Source organism: Amycolatopsis sp. NPDC045836, from assembly GCF_056431745.1.
Map to the genome: position 1 here is coordinate 37,868 of NZ_JBWKKF010000022.1, position 21,624 is coordinate 59,491.

The 21,624-nt window shown below is 70.8% G+C and carries 23 protein-coding genes and 1 tRNA gene; 11 read left to right on the plus strand and 13 right to left on the minus strand.

The genetic code is table 11. The features are described from left to right. Window positions 1-96: 96 nt before the first annotated feature. Window positions 97-477 carry a helix-turn-helix domain-containing protein gene (locus AC07EG_RS32350; RefSeq protein ID WP_478257029.1) on the minus strand — a complete coding sequence of 127 codons (381 nt, stop codon included), beginning with the start codon at window positions 475-477 and terminating at the stop codon, window positions 97-99. A 334-nt stretch (window positions 478-811) separates the two neighbouring features. Between AC07EG_RS32350 and AC07EG_RS32355 the strand changes: the two genes are divergently transcribed. Genes AC07EG_RS32355 through AC07EG_RS32380 form a run of 6 tightly spaced genes read left to right on the plus strand, consistent with a single transcriptional unit; the run spans window position 812 to window position 6,117 of the window. Next, entirely contained in the window at window positions 812-1,156 is a 345-nt protein-coding gene (locus tag AC07EG_RS32355) for a WhiB family transcriptional regulator (RefSeq protein WP_478257030.1), read from the plus strand. 20 nt (window positions 1,157-1,176) lie between these two features. After that, window positions 1,177-1,473, plus strand: a complete 297-nt coding sequence (locus AC07EG_RS32360) for a hypothetical protein (protein WP_478257103.1) — start codon at window positions 1,177-1,179, stop codon at window positions 1,471-1,473. Beyond that, window positions 1,470-2,165: a hypothetical protein gene (locus AC07EG_RS32365; protein ID WP_478257031.1), complete on the plus strand. Its 696-nt coding sequence runs from the start codon at window positions 1,470-1,472 to the stop codon at window positions 2,163-2,165. Before AC07EG_RS32360 ends, AC07EG_RS32365 begins: the two co-directional genes overlap by 4 nt. Then, window positions 2,158-4,212: a cell division protein FtsK gene (locus tag AC07EG_RS32370; RefSeq protein ID WP_478257032.1), complete on the plus strand. Its 2,055-nt coding sequence runs from the start codon at window positions 2,158-2,160 to the stop codon at window positions 4,210-4,212. Before AC07EG_RS32365 ends, AC07EG_RS32370 begins: the two co-directional genes overlap by 8 nt. Beyond that, entirely contained in the window at window positions 4,209-4,373 is a 165-nt protein-coding gene (locus AC07EG_RS32375; RefSeq protein ID WP_478257033.1) for a hypothetical protein, read from the plus strand. The genes AC07EG_RS32370 and AC07EG_RS32375 overlap by 4 nt, the downstream gene beginning before the upstream one ends. Further along, window positions 4,363-6,117 (plus strand): recombinase family protein, encoded by a 1,755-nt coding sequence (locus tag AC07EG_RS32380; protein ID WP_478257034.1) that lies wholly within the window; start codon window positions 4,363-4,365, stop codon window positions 6,115-6,117. Before AC07EG_RS32375 ends, AC07EG_RS32380 begins: the two co-directional genes overlap by 11 nt. Here the strand turns inward: AC07EG_RS32380 and AC07EG_RS32385 are convergent. After that, window positions 6,099-6,182, minus strand: a tRNA-Leu gene (locus AC07EG_RS32385). The genes AC07EG_RS32380 and AC07EG_RS32385 overlap by 19 nt on opposite strands. 113 nt (window positions 6,183-6,295) lie before the next feature. Between AC07EG_RS32385 and AC07EG_RS32390 the strand changes: the two genes are divergently transcribed. Continuing rightward, complete coding sequence (locus AC07EG_RS32390) at window positions 6,296-7,618, plus strand: M20/M25/M40 family metallo-hydrolase (protein WP_478257035.1); 1,323 nt, start codon at window positions 6,296-6,298, stop codon at window positions 7,616-7,618. Here the strand turns inward: AC07EG_RS32390 and AC07EG_RS32395 are convergent. After that, a complete protein-coding gene (locus tag AC07EG_RS32395) occupies window positions 7,615-8,490 on the minus strand; it encodes an NmrA family NAD(P)-binding protein (RefSeq protein WP_478257036.1) in 876 nt (291 codons plus the stop codon). The two genes, AC07EG_RS32390 and AC07EG_RS32395, sit on opposite strands and share 4 nt — an antisense overlap. A gap of 43 nt (window positions 8,491-8,533) precedes the next feature. After that, window positions 8,534-9,436: a DMT family transporter gene (locus AC07EG_RS32400; protein ID WP_478257037.1), complete on the minus strand. Its 903-nt coding sequence runs from the start codon at window positions 9,434-9,436 to the stop codon at window positions 8,534-8,536. A gap of 82 nt (window positions 9,437-9,518) precedes the next feature. On the opposite strand from AC07EG_RS32400, the gene AC07EG_RS32405 reads away from it, so the two are divergent. Next, window positions 9,519-10,403: a LysR family transcriptional regulator gene (locus AC07EG_RS32405; RefSeq protein WP_478257038.1), complete on the plus strand. Its 885-nt coding sequence runs from the start codon at window positions 9,519-9,521 to the stop codon at window positions 10,401-10,403. Window positions 10,404-10,454: 51 nt separating this feature from the next. Then, entirely contained in the window at window positions 10,455-11,192 is a 738-nt protein-coding gene (locus AC07EG_RS32410) for an SDR family oxidoreductase (protein WP_478257039.1), read from the plus strand. A 2-nt stretch (window positions 11,193-11,194) separates the two neighbouring features. On the opposite strand, the gene AC07EG_RS32415 is transcribed toward AC07EG_RS32410, so the two are convergent. The 5 genes from AC07EG_RS32415 to AC07EG_RS32435 form a co-directional block, all read right to left on the minus strand. Next, window positions 11,195-12,235, minus strand: a complete 1,041-nt coding sequence (locus AC07EG_RS32415; RefSeq protein ID WP_478257040.1) for an LLM class flavin-dependent oxidoreductase — start codon at window positions 12,233-12,235, stop codon at window positions 11,195-11,197. Beyond that, window positions 12,235-12,738, minus strand: coding sequence for an SRPBCC family protein (locus AC07EG_RS32420; protein ID WP_478257041.1), 504 nt, complete (start codon window positions 12,736-12,738; stop codon window positions 12,235-12,237). The genes AC07EG_RS32415 and AC07EG_RS32420 overlap by 1 nt, the downstream gene beginning before the upstream one ends. A gap of 73 nt (window positions 12,739-12,811) precedes the next feature. Further along, window positions 12,812-13,312 carry a winged helix-turn-helix transcriptional regulator gene (locus AC07EG_RS32425; RefSeq protein ID WP_478257042.1) on the minus strand — a complete coding sequence of 167 codons (501 nt, stop codon included), beginning with the start codon at window positions 13,310-13,312 and terminating at the stop codon, window positions 12,812-12,814. A 21-nt stretch (window positions 13,313-13,333) separates the two neighbouring features. After that, entirely contained in the window at window positions 13,334-14,548 is a 1,215-nt protein-coding gene (locus tag AC07EG_RS32430) for an SGNH/GDSL hydrolase family protein (RefSeq protein ID WP_478257043.1), read from the minus strand. A gap of 69 nt (window positions 14,549-14,617) precedes the next feature. Beyond that, window positions 14,618-16,198, minus strand: a complete 1,581-nt coding sequence (locus AC07EG_RS32435) for a PucR family transcriptional regulator (protein WP_478257044.1) — start codon at window positions 16,196-16,198, stop codon at window positions 14,618-14,620. Between the two features lie 88 nt (window positions 16,199-16,286). Here AC07EG_RS32435 and pruA point away from each other — a divergent pair, with 88 nt between their 5' ends. Together pruA and AC07EG_RS32445 are read left to right on the plus strand one after the other, a co-directional pair. Further along, window positions 16,287-17,918, plus strand: a complete 1,632-nt coding sequence (gene pruA / locus AC07EG_RS32440; RefSeq protein ID WP_478257045.1) for an L-glutamate gamma-semialdehyde dehydrogenase — start codon at window positions 16,287-16,289, stop codon at window positions 17,916-17,918. Window positions 17,919-17,921: 3 nt separating this feature from the next. Then, window positions 17,922-18,848, plus strand: coding sequence for a proline dehydrogenase family protein (locus tag AC07EG_RS32445; protein ID WP_478257046.1), 927 nt, complete (start codon window positions 17,922-17,924; stop codon window positions 18,846-18,848). On the opposite strand, the gene AC07EG_RS32450 is transcribed toward AC07EG_RS32445, so the two are convergent. The 4 genes from AC07EG_RS32450 to AC07EG_RS32465 all read right to left on the minus strand — a co-directional run bounded on the left by AC07EG_RS32450 (window position 18,832) and on the right by AC07EG_RS32465 (window position 21,567). Beyond that, window positions 18,832-19,263 carry a DUF6000 family protein gene (locus AC07EG_RS32450; protein ID WP_478257047.1) on the minus strand — a complete coding sequence of 144 codons (432 nt, stop codon included), beginning with the start codon at window positions 19,261-19,263 and terminating at the stop codon, window positions 18,832-18,834. The genes AC07EG_RS32445 and AC07EG_RS32450 overlap by 17 nt on opposite strands. Window positions 19,264-19,294: 31 nt before the next feature. Beyond that, window positions 19,295-19,513, minus strand: coding sequence for a DUF5703 family protein (locus AC07EG_RS32455; protein ID WP_478257048.1), 219 nt, complete (start codon window positions 19,511-19,513; stop codon window positions 19,295-19,297). Further along, window positions 19,510-20,505: a YncE family protein gene (locus AC07EG_RS32460; protein WP_478257049.1), complete on the minus strand. Its 996-nt coding sequence runs from the start codon at window positions 20,503-20,505 to the stop codon at window positions 19,510-19,512. The genes AC07EG_RS32455 and AC07EG_RS32460 overlap by 4 nt, the downstream gene beginning before the upstream one ends. A gap of 96 nt (window positions 20,506-20,601) precedes the next feature. Then, the gene (locus AC07EG_RS32465) at window positions 20,602-21,567 is read right to left on the minus strand and encodes an aldo/keto reductase (RefSeq protein WP_478257050.1); all 966 of its coding nucleotides are present in this window, start codon (window positions 21,565-21,567) and stop codon (window positions 20,602-20,604) included. Window positions 21,568-21,624 lie beyond the last annotated feature (57 nt).

Below are 21,624 nucleotides of genomic sequence, written 5' to 3' on the forward strand. Positions count from 1 at the left end.
GGAAGTGCAGTGTTTGTGCACTGGTCCTGCACTGGTGATGCATGGGAAGTCACGGCCATTCGGCCTTGAATTTCAGGTATGGAAATCACCCGGCGCTCAGCGCTTATTGCGAACATGCTCGACCACGGTCGCGAGGTTGCTCTGGACGTCTTCGAGGCGTTCGGTGATGTCCGCCAGCCGATCTTCGAGCGCGTCGAGGCGCGACCACAGGCCGCGGTCGTCGTCGGCCGGCTCGTCGCGGTGCGGGGGCACCCGGCCTTCCAGCACGGCGAGCAGGTGCTGCGGGTTCCAGCCGAGCGTCGTCGACAGGGCTTCGAGCGTTCTGGCGCTGCGCCGCCGCTCCACCGTGTGGTGTTGCAGCTCGCGCACGATCGCCTGCGACACGTGCGAGCGCTCAGCCAGCTCGCGTTGCCGCCAGCCGAGTTCGTTCACGCGCTCGTTGATGGCCCTGGCGACTGCCGCCCAGTCTTCCGACACCTATTCCTCCGCGCTCCGCCTCAGCGCCGAGATTAGCGGTTCTTCGACGATTTCCGGCGTCATCGAGCGCATCGCGGCGGCGCGTCGCTACAACGCGCGCTGACGAGAGCTGAAATTAACAATATAGTCTTGAAATTGATCACAAAGGGCTTCCTTCAATGCGTACCAATACGACCTTTCACACCATTCAAGAGACTGCCTGGATCTTGGGCGTGTCCCGGTCCGCGGTGAGCCGCGCGATCAGAACGGGCGCGCTGCGGGCTACCCGCCGCTCCGGGCTCAAGGTCTCGTCGACCGAGATCAAGCGCGTGCTGAGCACCCCGGTAGGTGCCGCATGATCACCTGCGAAGACGACTTCTGGCTGATCGCCATCGCCTGGCGGCTCGACCGGCTTCGGTGGGTGCCAGCGAGCGCGCTGAACGTTGTTGTTACTGGTCAGGGGCTGTGCATGTGGCCGCCGCCGGATACCGGGCCGCCCAGCGGCGGCTCCGACCGGGAGTTGGCTGCTCGGCTGTGCGAGGGGTGCTCGGTTCTGGACGAGTGCCTGGAGCTGGAACTGCGGGTCGGTGGCGACACCACGTTGGGCGTCTGGGGTGGTCTCGCCGAGGACGATCGGCGAGCGCTCCGGCCGCACTGGCTTCGCCGCGGTGAGCGCACCCAGGATGGGGGTGCACCGTGACCGTGACTCCGACGCAGATCATGGCCGTGGTCGGCGTGCTGCTCGTGTTGTTCTGGGTCTGGCGGACTGGGGCGCGCCGGGCGAAGGCGGCGGCTGAGGCCGCTCGGAGTGGGGCGCGGCTGGTCTCGCTCGCCGGGCGGGTGCTGTTCAACGCCGGGTTGATCGTGGCGGTTCAGTGGGTGGTGATCGCCAACCCCGGCAATCGCTGGTTGCTGTTGGCCGTGCTGGGACTGCCGGCGTTGTTCTCGTCGTATGCACTGACCAGGGCGATGACGGTGACGACGATCGACACGTCACGGCGGGGTGGTCGCCGATGAACGGGCGGGCGCAACGGCTGGTGCGCGATGCTGCCGAAGCCGCGCAGGTGCGCGCGTACCAGACCGATCCGGACGTGGTGGCGCTGCGGATCGAGCGCGTCCGGCGGCAGGTGGACTGGATGTGCTGGTCCGGGATCGTGCTCGGGCTGGCGTTCACGATGGCCAATGTTCAGGGGTTCGCGTCGGCGGGCACGCGGCCGTGGTCGTTGGCGTGGCTGGCCGCGTGGGTGCTCGACCCGACGGTTTCGCTCGTGCTGCTGGCGATCCTGCGGGCGGAGCAGGTGACGGCTCGCTACCAAGTGCAGACGGGGCCATGGGTGCGGCGGGCGAAGTGGTTCACGCTCGCCGCCACCTACGTCATGAACACCTGGGAGTCCTTTGCGGACCGTGATCCGGCGTCGATCGTGCTGCACTCGGTGCCGCCGCTGGTGGTGTTCGTTGCGGTGGAGGCGATCACGGATCTTCGGGACAAGCTGACGGATGCCGTGCTGGTGGCGCATCGAAGTGCTGGACAGGCCGGTTCGGAGGCTGGGCGGCGGAAGTTGTTCGCGGACTACTTGGCGGAGGCGCGGGAGTGCTGGTCGCCGGGGGTCGAGGTCAGTCCGGCTTGGGTTCGGCAGGTCACCGGATGTTCGCGTGGGCTGTCGCCGCGGTTGGCGCGGGCGCTTCGGGCGGAGGTCGCCGATGCGTGAGGACTCGTTGGTGAAGGCGGAGCCGGTACTGGACGGCGAGTTGGTGGATGAACTGCCGCAGCCACGCCGGCGGCCGGAGCGCCGAGGACGGCTTGCCTCCTGGTGGTTGAGGCGTGTTCCAGCGTGGGCGAAGGACCGGTACCAGGCACGCCAAGTCCTGAAGGATGCAGTGGCTGGTGTTCTTCGGGCGCCGGGGCGGTTGATCGGTGCTGTGGTTCGCGGGGTGGTTGCGGCGGCGCGCTGGTGGCGGCGGTGGGTTTCGGTTCGTGAGTACCGGGAGGCTGCGGAGCAGGCGGAGAAGCTGGCGGACAAGTTCGTTGAGATCAGGGCGTTGACCTTGTTCCGGTGGAAGGTGACCGGGCTCGTCGGCGTCTCGGTCGCCGTGCTCGGGGCGGTGGCTCACCTGCTGTTCGGCGAGCGGGTGCTGTGGGGCGGCGGGGTTGTGGTGGTCGTGGGGTTGGCGGTGCTCGGGCGGCGGAAGGACGGGAGCCCGGGGCGTAAGGCGGTGTTGGCTGGTCCACGGACTCTGAAGTGGACGATGGACCCGCAGGTGCTGGTGGACGCCTTCCGCGACGCGAAACTGATCGGTAAGGACGAGACGCTTCGCCTGGTCGAGCGCGCGACTCGGATTGGTGACGGCTGGGCGGTCACGGTGGATCTGCCGGCGACCCGCAAGGCGGCGGACGTGATCAAGAACCGGGATGCACTGGCGTCCGCCTTAGCGGTCGATGAGGTGCAGTTGATCGTTGAGCGGGTTCGTGGGAACGGTGGCCATGCCGGGCGGGTGTCGATGTGGGTGGCGGATCAGGACCCGTACGCCGGGCCGCCGTTGCGGACGCCGCTGTTGGACTTGGCGCGGTGGGATGCGTGGCGGCCGGTGCCGTTCGGGCGGGACGCTCGGGATCGGCGGGTGGATCTGCCGTTGGTATGGACGTCGCTGCTGGTTGGGGCGATTCCGCGGCAGGGCAAGACGTTCGCGGCACGACTGGCGGCGGCTGGATTGATCCTGGACCCGTTTACGCGGTTGTACGTGGCCGACTTCAAGGCGGGCAAGGACTGGGACGCTGCTGCTCAGGTGGCTCACCGGTTCATGTCCGGTGACGAGTCCGTGCATGTCCGGGCGCTGCTCGACTGGCTTGTTGAGTTGGTCGGTGAGGTGCAGGGGCGGTACCGGCGGATGCGTGAACTGGATGACGTGACGTGCCCGGAGTCGAAGGTGACGCCGGAGATGTCGCGGGATCGGGCGCTGAACATGCCGGTCACGGCGATTTTCGTCGATGAGGTCCAGGTCCCGTTGGAGGACCGGACTCCGGTGGCGGTCGACGGGCAGAAGGTTCCGGCTGGCGAGTACGTCGGCGAGCTGCTGACGTGGTTGGCGAAGAAAGGACCGGCGGCCGGGATTGTGCTGGCGTTGGCGACACAGCGGCCGGACTCGAAGACGATTCCGTCTGGGCTGCGCGCGGTGATCGGGTCGCGGTTCGCGCTGCGGGTGATGGACTGGCGGGACAGCAACATCGTGCTCGGCGAGCAGATGAACACGCGCGGGTACGACAGCAGTCGGCTGCTCGCATCGCACAAGGGCGTGGGCATTCTGCGGCCGGACGGTGACGTTGCGGATGTGCTCGCGTTGACGGTTCGCACGTACTACATGCCGAACGAGGATTGGCAGGTCATCTGCCGTCGTGGGCGGGAGTTGAGGGAGGCGGAGGGCACGCTGACCGGGCACGCGGCCGGGGATGATGTTCCGCTTTTGGAGCGCGTTGGGGAGGCGCCATCGGTGGAGCTGCCGGAGCCGTTGGCCGCGGTGGTCGAGTACTTGGGCGAGGACGGGCGGCGGTTCGTGCCGAGTGCGGAATTGGTCGAGGCGGTGGGGGTCGAGGCGACGGCGTTCGGGCGGCAGATGGGCGAGTTGGGGTGTCGGCCGACCAGGGACCGTGTGCCGGGCGAGGACGGGCGGACGAAGCAGGTCCGCGGATATCTGACGGCTGATATCAGGCGCGCGGTGGAGCGATTGGGTGACGGCCGTGGCCAGGGTGAGCGATCGTGAGCGCCGCTGGGTTCGATGGGCAGCCTGTTAGGGTTATTCTGCCTGGTGAGATGCCAGTCTTGACGGTGGCTGCTGCTCGGGTGCTGCTGGCGATTCTGGTCGAGCTGACCGAGGTTCCGGTGCTGGATGCGCCGGGTGAGGAAGTGTCCGATGACGGCTGATTTCAACAGCGATCCGTGGGCCGTGCTGGATGAGGTGCTAGGCGTTCAGGCGGTCGAGCCCGTGGACGAGGGAATCGGGGCGCTCGCCTTCTACGGGCGCTGCTCGACGGAGGACAACCAGGACCCGGAGACGTCGCTGGGCTGGCAGTTGGGCAACGCGCGGAAGTTCGTCGAGCCGCTGGGCGGCGAGGTGGTCGCCGAGTTCTTTGATGTGGGGCAGTCACGGTCGGTGCCTTGGGAACGGCGCACGGAGGGCAGTCGGCTGCTGGCGGCGTTGAAGGACCCGCGGCGGGGATGGAACGCGGTGGTGGTCGGTGAGGGGACGCGCTGCTGGTTCGGCAACCAGTTCTCGTTGATCGCGCCGCGGTTCGCGGCGTATGGGGTGGAGCTGTGGGTGCCGGAGCTGGGCGGGAAGTTCGACGCGCGGAATCCCTCGCACAAGATGTTGATGAGCGTGCTCGGGGGGATGAGCGAGTCGGAGCGGCAGCATGTTCAGGCGCGGGTGCGGGCGGCGATGGATGCGCAGGTGGTGAACGAAGGCAGGCATCAGGGCGGCCGGGCTCCGTACGGGTATGTCGTGGTCGATGGTGGGCCGCATCCGAACCCGCGCAAGGCGGCGGAAGGGTTCCGGCTCAGGGTGCTGGAGGTGGAGGACGAATCGGCTGAGGTGGTGCGGCGCATCTTCTCGGAGTACCTGGACGGCAACGGGGATCGGGCGATCGCGAACGGGCTGAACCGGGACGGAATTCCGTGCCCGTCGGCTCGGCGGCCGGATCAGAATCGGCACCGGCTTGCCGACGGTTGGCAGGGCAGCACGGTTCGGTCCCTTTTGGAGAATCCGAAGTACACGGGGTTCGCCGTGTTCGGGCGGTGGACGAAGCACGAGACCTTGCTGGACCCGGACGATGTGGCGGCTGGGCACGTGGTCCGTTTCAAGCGGGCCGAGCGGGAGCAGATTGTTCGGTCACGTACGCAGGCCCATCCGGAGATCGTGTCGGTTGAGGTGTTTGCGGAGGCTCAGTTGCTTCGCCGGTCCAAGGCGGCCGGTGGGCTTGCGACGGCGCGTAAGGCAGAGCGGGGTGCGAGGACGACAGCGCGCACGTACTTGTTGCGCGGTTTGGTGAGGTGCGGTGTCTGCCATCGGAAGATGCAGGGCGCGACGATTCGCAAGGGTGCGTACTACCGATGCACCGCACGGACCATGGCGCCGAGTTCGCCCGCGCTGATCGACCATCCGAAGACGGTGAACCTGCGTGAGGACGTGGTGGTGGAGGCGATCAACGGGTGGATTGGGCACTTGTTCGAGCCGGGCAACGTGGACGAGACCGCCGCAGCACTGCTCGCATCGGCGGGTGGCGAGGCTGGGGCGGGTCGGCGGGATGCTGCGAAGCGGCGGCTCGCTGATGCGGATGCGCGGCTTCGGCGTTTTCAGGACGCGATTGCAGCGGGCGTGGACCCGGCGGCGGTGGTCGAGGCGATGAACCACGCTCAGGCCGAGCGGGCGGCGGCCAAGGCGGAACTGGACAGTCAGCCGGCGAGCAAGACCATCACCGACGCAGAGATCTACGCGAGGATCGATTCGCTCGGGGACGTCGGCGCGGTGCTGGCGGATGCGAAGCCGGCTGGCTTGAGCCGCCTGTACCAGCGCTTGGGGCTCGACCTACGCTACGAACCAAAAGAGCTGGCCGTCTATGCGACGACCAGCCCCGGTGTAGATAGTGTGCGTGTCCGAGGGGGGACTTGAACCCCCACGCCCGTTAAGGGCACTAGCACCTCAAGCTAGCGCGTCTGCCATTCCGCCACTCGGACTTGCTGGAGAACAGGTTACTCGATGCGCCAGGCGCCGTTAACCGGGGGGCCGCTTCGTCGCCGGAGGGGTTGGTGGCAAGATCATCGGGCTTGGCGGGTGGTAGAAACGCGGGGTGACCCAACCGAGCCTGATCGATACAGCCGCCGACGAGGCAGTGACGCTGACCAGCGAACTCCTGCGCATCGACACCACCAACACCGGGGACCCCGACACGCTGGTCGGTGAGCGCGAGGCCGCCGAGTACGTGGCCGAGAAGCTGACCGAGGTCGGCTACGAGATCGAGTACGTGGAGTCCGGCGGCAAGAACCGGCACAACGTGATCGCCCGGCTGGCCGGGGCCGACCCGAGCCGCGGGGCGCTGCTGGTGCACGGGCACCTCGACGTCGTACCGGCGGACGCGGCCGAGTGGTCGGTTCACCCGTTTTCCGGGGCCATCCAGGACGACTACGTGTGGGGCCGCGGCGCGGTCGACATGAAGGACATGGTCGGCATGACGCTGGCCCTGGCCCGCCACTACAAGCGCAACGGCATCGTGCCGCCGCGTGATCTGATCTTCGCCTTCCTCGCCGACGAGGAGGCCGGGGGGAAGTACGGCGCCCAGTGGCTGGTCGACAACCGGCCCGACCTGTTCGAGGGGGCCACCGAGGCGATCAGCGAGGTCGGCGGCTTCTCCATCACGCTCAAGGACAACGTCCGCGCCTACCTCATCGAGACCGCCGAGAAGGGCATCCGCTGGATGAAGCTGCGGGTTCGCGGCACCGCGGGCCACGGCTCGATGATCCACCGCGACAACGCCGTCACCAAGCTCTCCGAGGCCGTCGCCCGGCTGGGCAACCACCGGTTCCCGCTGGTCATGAGCCCTTCGGTGCGGGAGTTCCTGGACGGCGTCACCGAGATCACCGGCTGGGACTTCCCCGACGACGACATCGAGGGCGCCGTCGCGAAGCTGGGCAACATCTCGCGGATGATCGGCGCCACCCTCCGCGACACCGCCAATCCGACCATGCTCACCGCCGGTTACAAGTCCAACGTGATCCCGTCGGTGGCCGAAGCCGCGGTCGACTGCCGCATCCTGCCCGGCCGCATCGAGGCGTTCAACCGCGAACTCGACGAGATCCTCGGCCCGGACATCGAGAAGGAGTGGATGGAACTCCCGCCGGTCGAGACCACCTTCGACGGGGCGCTGGTCGACGCGATGACCGCCGCGGTGCTCGCCGAGGACCCCGGCGCCCGCACCCTGCCGTACATGCTCTCCGGCGGCACGGACGCGAAGGCGTTCCAGCACCTCGGCATCCGGAACTTCGGCTTCGCCCCGCTGCAACTGCCCGCCGACCTGGACTTCTCCGCCTTGTTCCACGGCGTGGACGAGCGGGTGCCGGTGGCGGCGCTGAAGTTCGGGACCCGGGTGCTGGACCGCTTCCTGCGCGCCTCCTAACGCAGGTGCTGCTGTGCCCAGGCGGCCAGCGTGGTCGGCGTCGTGGTGACCACGCTGCGCTCGTCCTCGGGCACGAAGTCACCGGTGAGCCCGGACGGCATGCCCGCGATGCCGTCGATCTGCTCCGGGGGGAGGCCGGCGGACTCCAGCGTCGCGCGGAACTCGGCGTCGGAGATCTGCTCGGCCTTGACCGGGTGCCCCAGCACGTCGCCGAGGATGTCCGCCACCTGGGCGAAGGTCAGGTCCTCCGGCCCGTGCACGGCCTGCACCTGCCTGCCCCGCCAGGCCGAGGCGAGCAGCTTCACCGCGACGACCTCGCTGATGTCGCGGGGATCGACCCACGGCATCGCGTGGTCCAGCGGCCACGGCGTGCGAAGCACCCCGGCTCGCAGCGACTCGGTGTCCATCAGCAGGTTGCTGAAGAAGTACCCGCACCGCAGGTGGGTCACGGCGGCGCCGGTGGCGTCCAGCTGCTCCTCGGTGCGGGCCAGGCCGTCGATCTCGCCGGCGCCGTGCCGCTTCTCCGCGCCGACGCTGCTCAGGAACACCGTGTTCGCGATGCCGTTCTCCTGCACCGCCCGCGCCGCGTTCGCGCCCAGCCGGGTGTAGTGGGCGACGGGGTCGCCGCCGGGCGAGCCGGGATTCACCCAGAAGAGCGTGTCGGCGCCCCGCGTCGCGTGGACCACGAACTCGGCGTCGCCCTGGTCGCCTTCCACGAGGTCGACCCGTTCGCGCGTGGCGTCGTCGAGCTTGCTGCCGTCCCGCAGGAGCAGGGTGGGTCGCACGCCCGCCTGCAGCAGCAACCGCACGACCCGGGAACCCACCTGCCCGGTGGGGGTGGTGACAACGATCTTCCTGTCGAAAGTGGTCATGTCCCGGACCGTACGCAGGATTGTGGTCACATACTGACCACAATTACCGGCGTCGGGAGATCGCCACCCCACCGAGGCAGATCGCCCCACCGGCCAGCCCGTACACCGTGGGCACCTCGGCGAGCAGCACCCACGACAGCAGAACCGACACGGCGGGCACGGCGTAGGTGGTGGCGCTCAGGCGGCCGGCGTCCATCCGCCGCAGCGCGTACGCCCAGGCGGTGAAGCCGATCGCGGTCGGGAACAGGCCGAGGTAGACCACGCCCGCCACGGCACCGGCGGGGGCGGCCTGCAGTTCACCGACCAGCTGCGGAGCCCACGGCAGCAGCGAAGCGGTGGCGATGACGCAGCCGAGCCAGATGGCGGTCAGCCCGTCGACCGCACGCAGGGTCAGCTTCTGCACCAGCACGCCGGACGCGTAGAGCACCGCCGCCAGGACGCAGAGGGCGACGCCGAGCCAGTCCCGCTGGGAGTCGGCGCCCGCGGCGATGACGGCCACCCCGCCCATCGCCACCACGGAACCGATGATCAGCGGCCGCGGGAAGCCCTCGCCGAGGAACCTCCCGGCCGCGACGGCGACCAGCAGGGGAGCGATGTTCACCAGCAGCGCGGCGGTGCCCGCGTCGACGTGCCGTTCGGCGGCGTTCAGCGCGACGGTGTACCCCGCGAGCCAGAGCACGGCGTAGACGGCGATCAGCAGCAGCGACTTCCGCGACGGCAGCACCACCGGCGACCGGCGGTGCCGCAGCAGCACGAAAACGGTGAGCGCGACGGCCGCGACGGCGAGCCGGGCCAGTGCCATCGGGGCGGGCGAGAGCGTGTGCCCGACGTCGCGGATGGCGACGAAGGCGGACGCCCACAGCACGACGGTGAGCACCACGGCGGCAGCGGTCTTGACGGGGACCCGGGTGGCCGGGACGGCGGGGGCGGTCTGGAGTTCGGTCACCCGATCATCGTGCGGCCGGTTTTTCAACAGCACAAGCGATTTGTTCTACACGAACGTTAAGTCACACTGTACGGTTGACGACATGCTCGACGTCTCCCGGCTGCGTGTGCTGCGGGCGGTCATCGCCACCGGCTCGATCCGCGCGAGCGCCACCGCGCTCGGCTACACCCCGTCCGCGGTGAGCCAGCAACTCGCCGCCCTGCAACGGGAAACCGGGCTCCGGCTGGTGGAACGAGCCGGCCGGGGCATCGAGCCGACCACCGCGGGCCGCACGCTCGCCGCCGAGGCCGAGACCCTGTTCGAGGCGCTCAGCCAGGTCGAGCAGGTGGTCGCCGACCTGCGGGCGGGCCGGGTGGGCAGGCTGTCGATCGGCTACTTCGGTTCGGCGGGGGAGAGCTGGCTGGCGCCGCTGGTGGCCGCCCTGCGTGCCGAGTTCCCCGAACTGCGGCTGGACCTGCGGCTGACCGAGTTCACCGGCGGTGATCCGGACGTGGACATCTTCGTCGAGAGCACGGGGGTCGAGCGGGCGGCGCACGTCGAGGTGCACCGGCTCGTCGACGACCCGTACCTCGCCGTGGTGCGTGCCGACGACCCGCTGGCGCAGGCGGGGGAAGTGCCGCTGGCAGAGCTGGCGGAACGGTCCTGGGTGGACAACGACCTGCGGCAGGGCGCCTGCCGCCAGATCCTGCTCAACGCGTGCGCGCAGGCCGGGTTCGCGCCGCGGTTCGCCGTGGAGACCCACGACTACCGCACCGCGATCTCCTTCGTGGCCACCGGGATCGGCATCACGGTGGTTCCCGAACTGGGCATCCGCGAGCTGCCGCGTGAACTGGTCACCGTGCCGGTCGTGGCACCGCGCCCGGTGCGCCACATCGGCGTGGCGGTGAAGAAGTCCGTGGTGGACCACCCGGCTGCCCGGCGGATCGTCGAGCTGCTGTCGTTATCGGTGATATCAACCCAGCGCTAACAGTGATACTGTCGTGGGTGTTGGCACTGTTGGTCATGGGAGGACGCTGACATGAGCACCACGGAACAGCGGGTCGCGATCGTCACCGGCGGGTCGCGCGGCATCGGCCGGGAGGCCGCCGAGCGGCTCGCCGCGGACGGGATGGCCGTCGTGGTCGTCTACGCCGGGAACGAGGCCGAAGCCAAGTCGGCGGTGGAGAACATCGTCGCCGGTGGTGGCCGGGCGATCGCCGCCCAGGCCGACGTGGCCGACGAGCAGGCGGTCGCGGCGGTGTTCGACCAGGCCGAGGCGGTGTTCGGGGGAGTGGACGTGGTCGTGCACGCCGCCGGGCGCATGACGCTGGCGCCGGTGGCCGAACTCGACCTCGAGGAACTCGACCGCCTGCACCGCACCAACATCCGCGGCACCTTCGTGGTCGACCAGCAGGCGGCCCGCCGGGTGCGCGGCGGTGGCGCGATCATCAACTTCTCCACGTCGGTGCTCGCGCTGGCGATGCCGGGTTACGCCGCCTACGCCGCGTCGAAGGGTGCGGTGGAGGCGATCACCCTGATCCTCGCCCGCGAGCTGCGGGGCCGCGACATCACCGTGAACGCGGTCGCGCCGGGGCCGACGGCCACCGCGTTGTTCCTCGACGGCAAGGATGAGCAGACCATCGGGAAGATGGCCGCGCAGCCGCCGCTCGAACGGCTCGGCACCCCGGCCGACATCGCCGAGGTCGTCTCGTTCCTGGCCGGACCGGCTCGCTGGGTCAACGGGCAGGTGCTCCGGGCCAACGGCGGGATCGCCTGAGGTCACAGCTCGCTGATCAGCTGCAGTGCCCGGCCCAGCGTGGTGAGGCGGGCGTCGAGGGTGCCGCCCGCGGGATAGAGCCGGACGGTGTCGACCCCGGCGTCACGCCAGACGCCGAGCCGTGCGCGCACCATTTCCTCGGTGCCGATGAGCGTGGTGGCGAGCACCATTTCGTCGGTGACCAACGCGGCCGCGCCGGTCCGGTCGCCGGAAAGCCAGCGTGACCGCACCTCCGCGGCCACCTCGGCCCAGCCCTGCCTGCGGTAGGCGGCGTTGTAGAAATTGCTGCCTGCCGTGCCCATCCCGCCCAGGCTGAACGCCAGCTCCATCTTGCGGCCGGCGACCAGGGTGCGCAGTTCCTCTTCGTCGGCGGCGAAGGCGACCTCGGCGCCTTGGCACACATCGAGATCCGCCCGTGTGCGCCCGGAGCGGGCCAGGCCGTCGTCGAGGTGGCGGAAGTAGGCGTCCGCGGCGCCTTCCGGCACAAAACTGGTGCCGAGCCAGCCGTCGGCGATTTCCCCGGTCAGCCGGAGCAGGCGCGGGGAAAGGGTGGCCAGATAAATCGGAATGGGGTGCTCCGGACGGGTGGAGAGGCGCATCGGCCGGGCTTCACCGGGCCGCGGGAGGGTGAACATCGAACCCGAGTAACGCAGTTTCTCCCCGGTGAACGCCGCCCGGACGATTTCCACCGTTTCCCGCATCCGCGTGAGCGGCCGGGAGAACGGAATCCCGTGCAGCCCCTCGATCACCTGTGGACCGGACGGGCCCAAGCCCAGCAGGAACCGCCCGTCCGAGAGGTTCGACAGGGTGATCGCGGCCTGCGCGATGGCCGCCGGAGTCCGCGTGCCGAGCTGGATGATGCCGGATCCGAGCCGGATGCGTTCGGTGCGTGCGGCCAGGAAACCCAGCGGAGAGGGCGCGTCGGACCCCCACGCTTCGGCGACCCAGCAGATGTCGAGGCCGAGCTTTTCCGCCTCCACCACGAAGTCGACGGTCTCCGGCCAGGAACCGCCGGACGCCTCGATCGTCGTCGCGGTCCGCATCAGCCCTCGGCCAGCTTCTTCACCGCTTCGAGGTTGGCGAGGATGGCGTTGTCCAGCTCACGCAGGCGGACGAACACGATCTTCTGCTCCTTCTCCGGCATCCGCTCGATCGCCATGGACAGCCCGGACGGGCCGGGGCCCATCTGCATCCACTGGCGCAGCTCGGTGCCGCCGTCCCGGGGTTCGAGGCTGAACCGCCAGCTGGCAGACGGGTTCTCCGGGTCGTTGATCGCCCAGGCGAACGTGCGTTCCGGCTCGTAGCCGACCACGTGGGAGGTGGTTTCCCACTCCCCGAACGACGGGTGCGCGTTGCGCCCGCGGAACCGGGCGCCCAGCGCCGGGCCGCCGTCGTCGAGCCACTCCACGGACTGCAGTTCGCTGCTGAGCGAGGGCATCAGCTCGATGTCGGAGACCAGGGACCACACGCGCTCGGGTGGCGCCTCGATCCAGATCCGCTGCTCGACGGTCGGCGCGTCCGCGTACCGTGCACCCGTCCATTCCATGGATCGACCTCCTCAGCCCGGGGAACCCGCTCTGAGCATCAGAGTTTCGTAATTGGACTGACCCTGTCAAGGCTCACAGGTCGTCGAACCGGCGCCGGGCCCCCGGCTGCTGCTTGAGGCCGTCGGGATAACCGGGGCCGGTGCGCATCCGGATCCGCGCCGGGTCGAGCCGTGCCCCGCAGTGCGCGCACACCACCTCGGCGCGGGTGTCGTGCCCGCAGTCCAGGTGGTGCATCCGGACCGGCGGGCCGTCCTGGCCGGACAGCCAGCGGTCACCCCAGCGCGAGAGCACCGCGAGCACGTCGAAGAAGTCGCGGCCCATCTCGGTGAGCACGTAGTCGTAGCGGACCGGCTCGTCCTGGTAGGCGCGCTTGACCAGCAGGCCCTCGTCGACCAGCCGCTTGAGCCGGTCGGCCAGGGTGTTGCGGGGAATGCCCAGCTCCTGCTGGAACTCGTCGAACCGGCGGATGCCGTAGAAGCACTCGCGCAGCACCAGCGGGCTCCACTGGTCGCCGAACAGGTCCATGGTGCGCGCGATCGAGCACGGCCACCTGGCAAAAGAGGTCCGCTTCATGCGCCGAGCATAGGTCCCGCCTCAGCGCAGCAGCGCCAGGTCGACGGCGTCGGCCATGGCCCGGAAACCGGCGTCGTTGGGGTGCAGGTGATCACCGCAGTCGTAGGCGGGCAGCATGCGCAGCGGGTCCCGCGGGTCCCGGACGGCCGCGTCGAAGTCGACCACGCCGTCGAAGGCGCCGCCGTGGCGGATGAACTCGTTCACCGCGAGCCGGGTGGCTTCCAGGGTTTCGTCGTAGACCCGCCAGCCCTTGAACGGGGTCAGCGTGCCGCCGACGACCCGGATGCCGCGGGCGTGCGCCTGCGCGATGATCTGCCGGTAGGCCGCGATGATCCGCGCCGGATCGGTCTGGTGCGGTGTCTGCTGGATGTCGTTGATGCCCTCCAGCACGATCAGCGTCTTCACCCCGCCGAGGCTCAGCACGTCCTCGTCGAGGCGGGCCAGCGCGTTGCGGCCCGCGCCGGACCCCGGCACGTCGAGCAGCAGCCGGTTCGCGCTGATGCCCGCGTTGAGCACGCCGAGCGGGCGCCCGGCGGCCTGCAGCCGGTCGCTGAGGAAGTCCGGCCACCGCTGGTTCGTGCCCGGCGTGCCCCCGACGCCGTCGGTGATCGAGTCGCCCAGCGTGACCACCGCACCGCGGGCCGGGCTCTGCACGTCGACGCCGGAGACGTAGTGCCACACCGAGGTCCGCTCGGTGAACGAGGCACCGGACTCCTCGGCGGCGAGGTCGCCCGCCTTGGTGAAGAACGAGGTCTGCTGCGCGGCCGGGTGGTGGGTCACCGGGCCGGACGGGGTGGGGGTGAACGTGGTGACCAGCAGGTCGCCGTCCGCCGGTACGCGCAGCAGCGCCGGGTCGCTGAGCACCTCGGCGCCCGCGGGCACCACGGTCGACTCGGCACCGCCGAAGGTCAGCGTGCGCATCGAGCCCGGCACCGCCCGCGGTGAATTCGGCTCGGCCGCCAGCGCCACGGTCACCTTGCCCAGCGTCAGCGGCGCGGTGCCGAAGGCGTTGGACAGCCGGACCCGCACCGAAGCGCCGCCGACACTGGTGTGGACCAGGTTGCGGATCGAGTAGTCGGGATAGCCGCCCTCGGTGCCGGCCACCCCGGCCGCGGGGGAGGCGGCCCAGGTGCCGACCCAGTTGCCGCTCACGCCGGGGTCCTGCGCGTTGCTCGATGCCGTCACCACGCCGAGGGCCGCCACCGCGGCCGCCCCGGCGGCCAGGATTCGCCGCATGAGCTCACCTTCCAGCGAGAGCGGCCACTCCGGGGACCGCCGTTCAGGTGATCGACTGCCCGGAGTCGGTCAGGTTTTGGTGACCAGCAACAAGTTCAGGTGGCAGACCACCCGGTGTGCGGGATCGTCCAGCTCGATGCCGCTGACCGCGCACGCCCGGCGCACGCGGTGGCGCAGGGTGTTCGGGTGCACGTGCAGCCGTTGTGCGGCCGCGCGGACGTCGCCGAGCGCGTCCAGGTAGGCCAGCAGCGAACCGGCCAGTTCGGTGCCGTGCGCGGCGTCGTGGTCCACAAGGGACTGAACTGCCGGGTCGTGCAGCTCGGAATGGCCACGCAGCAAGGAAAGCGTCTCGCCGAGCAGCACTTCGGCACGCAGGTCGCCGATGGCGCCGACGGCGCGGTCCGGGGTGCGGCTGACCGCGTCGAGCACGCGGTCGGCTTCCGCGCGGGAGGTCACCACGGCCCGCAGCGACGGTGCCGTGCCGCCGATCCCGGCTTGGACGGTCAACGCCGTCCGGCGCTTGAGGACCTCCACGATGCGCTCGGCGAGCCCGGCCGGGGCGGTGCCCGCCGGGAGCACGGCGTACACCCGGCCGCCGATCGAGCCGACCAGCGAACCCCGCCGGTGCGCGGTCACGTGCACCGAGACCACCCTGGTCAGCTCGGCCAGGTGCAGCTCGTGCTCCGGCAGGTCCGGTTCCACGGTGCGCGCGGCGAAGGCCAGCACCACCGACGGCGCCGCCGGGTCCAGGCCGAGCTGCCCGGCGACCAGGTCGGCGCTGATCCGGCCGTCCAGCAGGCCGGTGATCAGCTCGTTCCGCGAGCGCACGCCCGGCAGCCCGCGCTGGGTCAGCATGCTCAACGCGGCCATGCGCGCAGCCCCCAGCAGGGCGCTCTCGGCCTGCTCGGCGAACGGCTGCGCACCCTGCTGCACCCAGATCGCGCCGAGGTGCTGGCTGCCGGCCCGGATGCCGACCGCGAGCCGCCGCCGGATGCCCAGTTCCGGGCGCTCCTCCAGGTCGACCACCTCTTCACCGGACCGCAGCCGCTGGTAGACGCCCCATTCCCGGAGCAGTTCGAGGTAGCGTTCGGGTCCCTTCCAGCCGAGGATGGTCAACCGGCGCATTTCGTCGACCTCGTCGGCCTCGTGGTCGGACCGGGAGTAGGCGAGCAGCCGGTACGACGCGTCCTCGATGCTGACGATGCCGCCGGTCAGCGCGGCGACCGTCTGCGCCAGCGAGAACAGGTCCCGATCGGACTCGTCGTCGCGCAGCCCGGCGGACAACGCGGCGCTGTCGAGCAGTTCGCGGATGAGCGCCGCGAGCTGGTCCCACCGCGCCCGCGGCTGGACCACCAGCAGGCCGATGCCCGCGTCCCCGGCGGCGGCTTCGAGCTGGGCGGTGTCCGGTTCCTCGGACTTCACCGCGACCGCCGCGGCGCCCCGGCGGGCCGCCGCGCGCAGGTACCGCAGCGCGTCCCGGCCCCGCGCGCCGATGATCAGCACCAGTTCCCCGCGGTAGGCACCCGGATCGTCGTCCGGGTCGAGGATGGCCAGCCCGTGCACCGGCAGCTCGGCCGGTCCGGCACCCAGCTGGACCAGGGGTTCGCCGACCGCGGCGAGCAGCTGGCGCAGGGTGGGACCGTCGGTCATCAGGCTTGTCCGATCGAACAGGGAAAGTACGTCAAGCCTAGCCGATCGGACAATCCCTGGTGGCCGCCGCGGTTCTACCCTGGCGGCTATGGACGCGATCACCCAGCCGCCCGCACCCCGCAACGAGCCCGTCCGCGAGTACGCCCCCGGCTCGCCGGAACGCGCCTCGCTCGTGGCGAAGCTCGCCGAACTCGAATCCCGCCGGTTCGAGCTGACCTCGACCATCGACGGTGAGCAGCGGATGGCCGGCGGGGAGCGCATCGACGTGGTGCAGCCGCACAAGCACGCCCACGTGCTCGGCACCACCGCCAACGCCACGCACGCCGACGCCAAGGCCGCCGTGGCCGCCGCGCTGCGGGCCGCCGAGTCCTGGCGCGAACTGCCCTTCGACGAGCGCGCCGCGGTGCTGCTGCGGGCCGCCGACCTGCTCTCCGGCCCGTGGCGTGACACGCTGAACGCGGCGACCATGCTCGGCCAGTCGAAGACCGCGGTGCAGGCCGAGATCGACTCCGCCTGCGAGCTGGCCGACTTCTGGCGGTTCAACGTGCACTTCGCGCGGCAGCTGCAGGGCGAGCAGCCGATCAGCTCGCCGGGGGTGTGGAACCGGCTGGACTACCGCCCGCTGGAGGGCTTCGTCTACGCCATCACCCCGTTCAACTTCACCGCCATCGCGGGCAACCTGCCCACCGCACCCGCGCTGATGGGCAACACCGTGGTCTGGAAGCCGTCGCCGACCCAGGGCCTGGCCGCGCACCTGACCATGCGCCTGCTCGAAGAGGCCGGGCTCCCGCCGGGCGTGATCAACCTGGTCACCGGCGACGGGCTGGCCGTCTCCGACGTGGCGCTGGCCGACCCCGCGCTGGCCGGGATCCACTTCACCGGGTCCACCCGCACCTTCCAGCACCTGTGGTCCTCGGTCGGCGCCAACATCTCCGGGTACCGCACCTACCCGCGGCTGGTCGGCGAGACCGGCGGCAAGGACTTCGTGCTCGCCCACCCGTCGGCCGACGTGGACGTGCTGCGCACCGCGCTGGTCCGCGGCGCCTTCGAGTTCCAGGGCCAGAAGTGCTCGGCCGCCTCGCGCGCCTTCGTGCCGCGGTCGGTGTGGAACCGGCTGCGCGACGACCTGGTGTCCGAAGTGGACGCGCTGAAGATGGGGCCGGTCACCGACCTGACCAACTTCCTCGGCGCGGTGATCGACCGGCGGGCCTACGACCGGCTGGCCGGGGCGCTGAAGCTGGCGCACGAGTCGGATTCGCTGCAGGTCGTGGCCGGCGGCACCGCCGACGACAGCGAGGGCTACTTCGTCCGCCCGACCGTCGTGGTCGGCGAGGACCCCACGCACGAGGTGTTCAGCACCGAGTACTTCGGCCCGTTCCTGGCCGTGCACGTCTACGAGGACAGCGACTTCGAGACCGTGCTCAAGCAGGTCGACCAGGGCGCGGCGTACGGGCTGACCGGCTCGATCATCGCCAGCGACCGCGCCGCGGTGGTGAAGGCGTCGCAGGCGCTGCGGTTCGCGGCGGGCAACTTCTACGTCAACGACAAGCCCACCGGTGCCGTCGTCGGCCAGCAGCCCTTCGGCGGCGGGCGGGCGTCGGGCACGAACGACAAGGCGGGCTCGATCTACAACCTGCAGCGCTGGATCAGCCCGCGCACGATCAAGGAAACCTTCGTGCCGCCGACCTCGGCGGGTTACCCGCACCAGCTGGAGGACTGAGCCATGCTCCGTTCCGCGTTGATCGCCGCTTCCCGGTCTTCGTCGTTCCGGACCCTCGCCGAGCGCACGCCGGTGATGCGGCCCATCGTCGACCGGTTCGTCGCCGGTGACGAACTCGGCCAGGCCATCGAGAACGTGCGGCGGCTCGCCGAAGACCGGCTGGTCACGCTCGACCACCTCGGTGAGGACACCACCGACCGGGCGCAGGCCGAGCGGACCGTCGAGGCGTACCGGGCGCTGCTGGCCACGCTCGGCGAGCAGGGCCTGGCCGGGCGGGCCGAGGTGTCGGTCAAGCTGTCCGCGCTGGGCCAGGCGCTGCCGGTGGACGGCGACAAGATCGCGCTGGAGCACACCCGGCAGATCTGCGCGGCCGCGGCGGCGGTGGGCACCACGGTGACCGTCGACATGGAGGACCACACCACCACGGACTCGACCCTGTCGATCGTGCGGGAGCTGCGGGTGGACTTCCCGTGGACCGGCACGGTGCTGCAGGCCTACCTCAAGCGCACCGAAGCCGACTGCGCCGAGCTGGCGGGCCCGGGTTCGCGGATCCGGCTGTGCAAGGGCGCCTACGACGAGCCCGCCTCGGTCGCCTACCGCGAAAAGTCCGAAGTGGACGCTTCGTACGTGCGGTGCCTGAAGGTGCTGATGGCGGGGCAGGGCTACCCGATGGTGGCCACGCACGACCCGCGGCTGGTGGACATCGCGGAGTGGCTGGCCATGCAGCACGACCGCTCGGCCGCGGACTTCGAGTTCCAGATGCTCTACGGGGTGCGCCCGGAAGCGCAGCGGGAACTGGCGGGGCGCGGCATGCAGCTGCGGGCCTACGTGCCGTACGGCACCGAGTGGTACCCGTACTTCATGCGCCGCCTGGCCGAACGCCCGGCGAACGTGGCCTTCTTCCTGCGCTCGTTCACTTCCCGCGGATAGCGGCGCACTCGCCGGCGAAGGCGCACAATTCGCCCGGTTCCCTCCGTTCGAACCACCGCTGCCACGATCTGCCTGCTCGCGGGTACGACGCGGCGGCGGTGGTTCCGAGCAGTTCGGCATCGGCCGGTGTGCCGAAGCGGGCGAGCACGATGGCATAGCCCTCGCCCGCGAACGGCATTTCGCTGGCCAGGAGCAGGCTGCCGAGCTGTGCGCGGAATCCGGTCCGGCCAGCGACGGCGAGGAACCACGCCGCGGTCCGGCGCTCGCGCCGGCCACCGTCCAGCAGGATCGCCAGTTCGGCGGGTGTGGTTCCGGTGGCGGCCGCGGTCAGTGAGCGGGCGAACTCGGCTCGGTCCACGGGGTCCAGGCGGGTGAAGGAGCCGCTGAGCAGGACGCAGCGGGGGACACCAGTCACTTCGGGGTCCCGGCACAGGGAGCGGGCCGCGCTAGAGGCTCGGCCCCGGTACGCCGGCCGCGGCCAGGGAGCGGCGGCGCCGGAGCCAGACGCGGCGGGTGCCGTCGGCGTAGAGCCGCACGTTGGACAGTTCCCAGCCGGAGAACTCCGCCTGGAGGGAGAGCTGGATCGCCGCGGAGAGCCGCGACACGCCGGGTGGCAGCTGCAACCGGCGATACTCCCAGTCCCCTTCGACCACCGCCTCGGTCACGGTTCGATCACCTGGATCCCTTCTCCCGCGGCCGAGCCGACGACCACCGCCGCGCTCGCCGGGTCCACTGACACCGAATTGGGCTGGCGGACGGCGGGGAAGCGGAACTTCTCCACCGGCTCGCCGCCGCCGACGTCGAACGCGGCGACCTCGTTGCGCTCGGTGAGCGTGACCCAGGCCAGATCGCGCTGGGCGTCGTAGGCGATGCCGTAGAGCCCGCCCGGCACCGGGTAGCGCTGCCGCAGCAGCAGGGGAGCTGCCGAGAAGGCCAGCAGCGAGCCCGCCCGGGAGTCGGTGACCAGCACCCGCCCGTAGCGGTCGGTCACCGCGTTCGTGGCGCCGTCACCGGCCCGCAAGCCCTCCTTGACCGCGCCCGCCGCGAGGTCCACCTCGAACAACGCGGTGCGCAGCCGATCCAGCACCACCGTGGTGCCGCCCGCGTCGAGCACGTCGTCGGCGCTGTAGAGCTGGCCGGTCGCGGTCTGGCTGACCCGGTCGCCGTCGAGCACCTCGACCGCCTTGCGATCGCGGACCGCGACCAGGGTCTGGTCCCCGCGCGGTTCGGCGGCGGCGGGCTGCCCGGCGACCGGGACCGTGGTGACCGCGCCGTCGGCCGGGTTCACCCTGGCCAGCGCGCTCGCGCCGGGCAGGGTGGCGAGCAGCCGGTCACCGGCGGGGGTGAGCTGCTCGGCGGGCGCGGGCAGGGCCACCGCACGCGGCGCCTCGGTGAGGTCGGCGAGGTCGTACAACTGCAGCGACGGCGGCTCGGCCAGCGCGACGGCGAGCACCCCGCCGACCACGGCCGTGGCGGCCACCGGAGCCGAGGGCAGCACCCGCCCGGCCGGTTCGGCACCGCGGGCGGGGGAGGGGGCGGCGGTCGCGGCCACCGGGTTCGCCACCAGCTGCAGGTCGTCGGACTGGTCGCTCCCCGTGGCGCAGCCGCTCAACACCAGCGTGACGACCAGGGGCGAAGCGACAAGCAACCGGCGCAAACCGAATCCTCCCGACACAGAGTTCAACACGTCCAGCATCCCGTAAGAACCACGGCACGTCACGCGCCTGTCACCTAACAGACACCTCGAGGCGAATCAGTGCGGCCATCGCTCCGGGTAACCGGTCTCGATCGAGCTGACGTCGTCGAGCGCGGACCGGATGGCCGGCGGCAGGGTGAGCCCCTCGGCGCTCAGCGAGCCGGAGAGCTGACCGGTGTCGCGGGCCCCGACCACCGGCGCCACCACCCCCGGCCGGTCCCGCACCCAGGCCAGCGCGACGGCCAGCGGTGAGGTGCCCAGCCCCTCGGCCGCGGTCACCACGGCCTGCACGATCCGCGCGGCCCGATCGGTGCGGTGCTGCTCGACGTAACCGGCGTAGGCCGGGGAGGCACCGCGGGAGTCGGCGGGCGTGCCGGTGCGGTACTTGCCGGTCAGCACCCCGCGCCCGAGCGGCGCCCACGGCAGGACGCCGATGCCGTGGTGCTGCGCCGCGGGCATGACCTCCCGCTCGATGCCGCGCTGCAGCAGCGAGTACTCCATCTGCGTGGAGACCAGCCGGACCCCCGACGGCCGCGCGGCCGCGGTGGCCAGCTGCCAGCCCGAGTAGTTCGACACCCCGGTGTAGCGGACCTTGCCGCTGCCGACCGCGTACTCCAGTGCGGACAGGGTCTCCTCGATCGGCACCGCGGAGTCCCAGGCGTGCAGCTGCCACAGGTCGATGTGGTCGACGCCGAGCCGGCGCAGCGAGCCGTCGAGCGCGGTGAGCAGCGCCCCGCGCGAGGCGCCGCCGCCGAACGGCCCGTCACCGCGGCGGGCGACCGCCTTGGTGGCCAGCACGACGTCGGTGCGCGGCACCAGGTCACCGAGGAGGGAGCCGAGCACCCGTTCGCTCTCGCCGTCGCCGTAGATGTCGGCGGTGTCCACCAGCGTGCCACCCGCGTCCACGAAGGCCACCAGCTGGTTGGCGGCTTCCTCCGCGTCCGTGCCGCTGCCCCACGACATGGTGCCCAGGCCCATCCTGGACACTCTCAGGCCGGACGCACCGAGCTGCCGGTTCTCCATTCGCGCAGCCTAGCCAACCGGGCGCCGCGGACCTTTACGAAGGCGCGTGTCGCGGTG

Bases quoted from the DNA above. Each gene is read 5' to 3' on its own strand.
- AC07EG_RS32395 (WP_478257036.1), bottom strand. From the start codon at position 8,490: ATGACCACTTTCGACAGGAAGATCGTTGTCACCACCCCCACCGGGCAG.
- AC07EG_RS32430 (WP_478257043.1), bottom strand. From the start codon at position 14,548: ATGCGGCGAATCCTGGCCGCCGGGGCGGCCGCGGTGGCGGCCCTCGGC.
- AC07EG_RS32370 (WP_478257032.1), top strand. From the start codon at position 2,158: ATGCGTGAGGACTCGTTGGTGAAGGCGGAGCCGGTACTGGACGGCGAG.
- AC07EG_RS32360 (WP_478257103.1), top strand. From the start codon at position 1,177: ATGGCCGTGGTCGGCGTGCTGCTCGTGTTGTTCTGGGTCTGGCGGACT.
- pruA (WP_478257045.1), top strand. From the start codon at position 16,287: ATGGACGCGATCACCCAGCCGCCCGCACCCCGCAACGAGCCCGTCCGC.
- AC07EG_RS32465 (WP_478257050.1), bottom strand. From the start codon at position 21,567: ATGGAGAACCGGCAGCTCGGTGCGTCCGGCCTGAGAGTGTCCAGGATG.
- AC07EG_RS32420 (WP_478257041.1), bottom strand. From the start codon at position 12,738: ATGGAATGGACGGGTGCACGGTACGCGGACGCGCCGACCGTCGAGCAG.
- AC07EG_RS32410 (WP_478257039.1), top strand. From the start codon at position 10,455: ATGAGCACCACGGAACAGCGGGTCGCGATCGTCACCGGCGGGTCGCGC.
- AC07EG_RS32415 (WP_478257040.1), bottom strand. From the start codon at position 12,235: ATGCGGACCGCGACGACGATCGAGGCGTCCGGCGGTTCCTGGCCGGAG.
- AC07EG_RS32435 (WP_478257044.1), bottom strand. From the start codon at position 16,198: ATGACCGACGGTCCCACCCTGCGCCAGCTGCTCGCCGCGGTCGGCGAA.
- AC07EG_RS32365 (WP_478257031.1), top strand. From the start codon at position 1,470: ATGAACGGGCGGGCGCAACGGCTGGTGCGCGATGCTGCCGAAGCCGCG.
- AC07EG_RS32445 (WP_478257046.1), top strand. From the start codon at position 17,922: ATGCTCCGTTCCGCGTTGATCGCCGCTTCCCGGTCTTCGTCGTTCCGG.
- AC07EG_RS32425 (WP_478257042.1), bottom strand. From the start codon at position 13,312: ATGAAGCGGACCTCTTTTGCCAGGTGGCCGTGCTCGATCGCGCGCACC.
- AC07EG_RS32355 (WP_478257030.1), top strand. From the start codon at position 812: ATGATCACCTGCGAAGACGACTTCTGGCTGATCGCCATCGCCTGGCGG.
- AC07EG_RS32380 (WP_478257034.1), top strand. From the start codon at position 4,363: ATGACGGCTGATTTCAACAGCGATCCGTGGGCCGTGCTGGATGAGGTG.
- AC07EG_RS32405 (WP_478257038.1), top strand. From the start codon at position 9,519: ATGCTCGACGTCTCCCGGCTGCGTGTGCTGCGGGCGGTCATCGCCACC.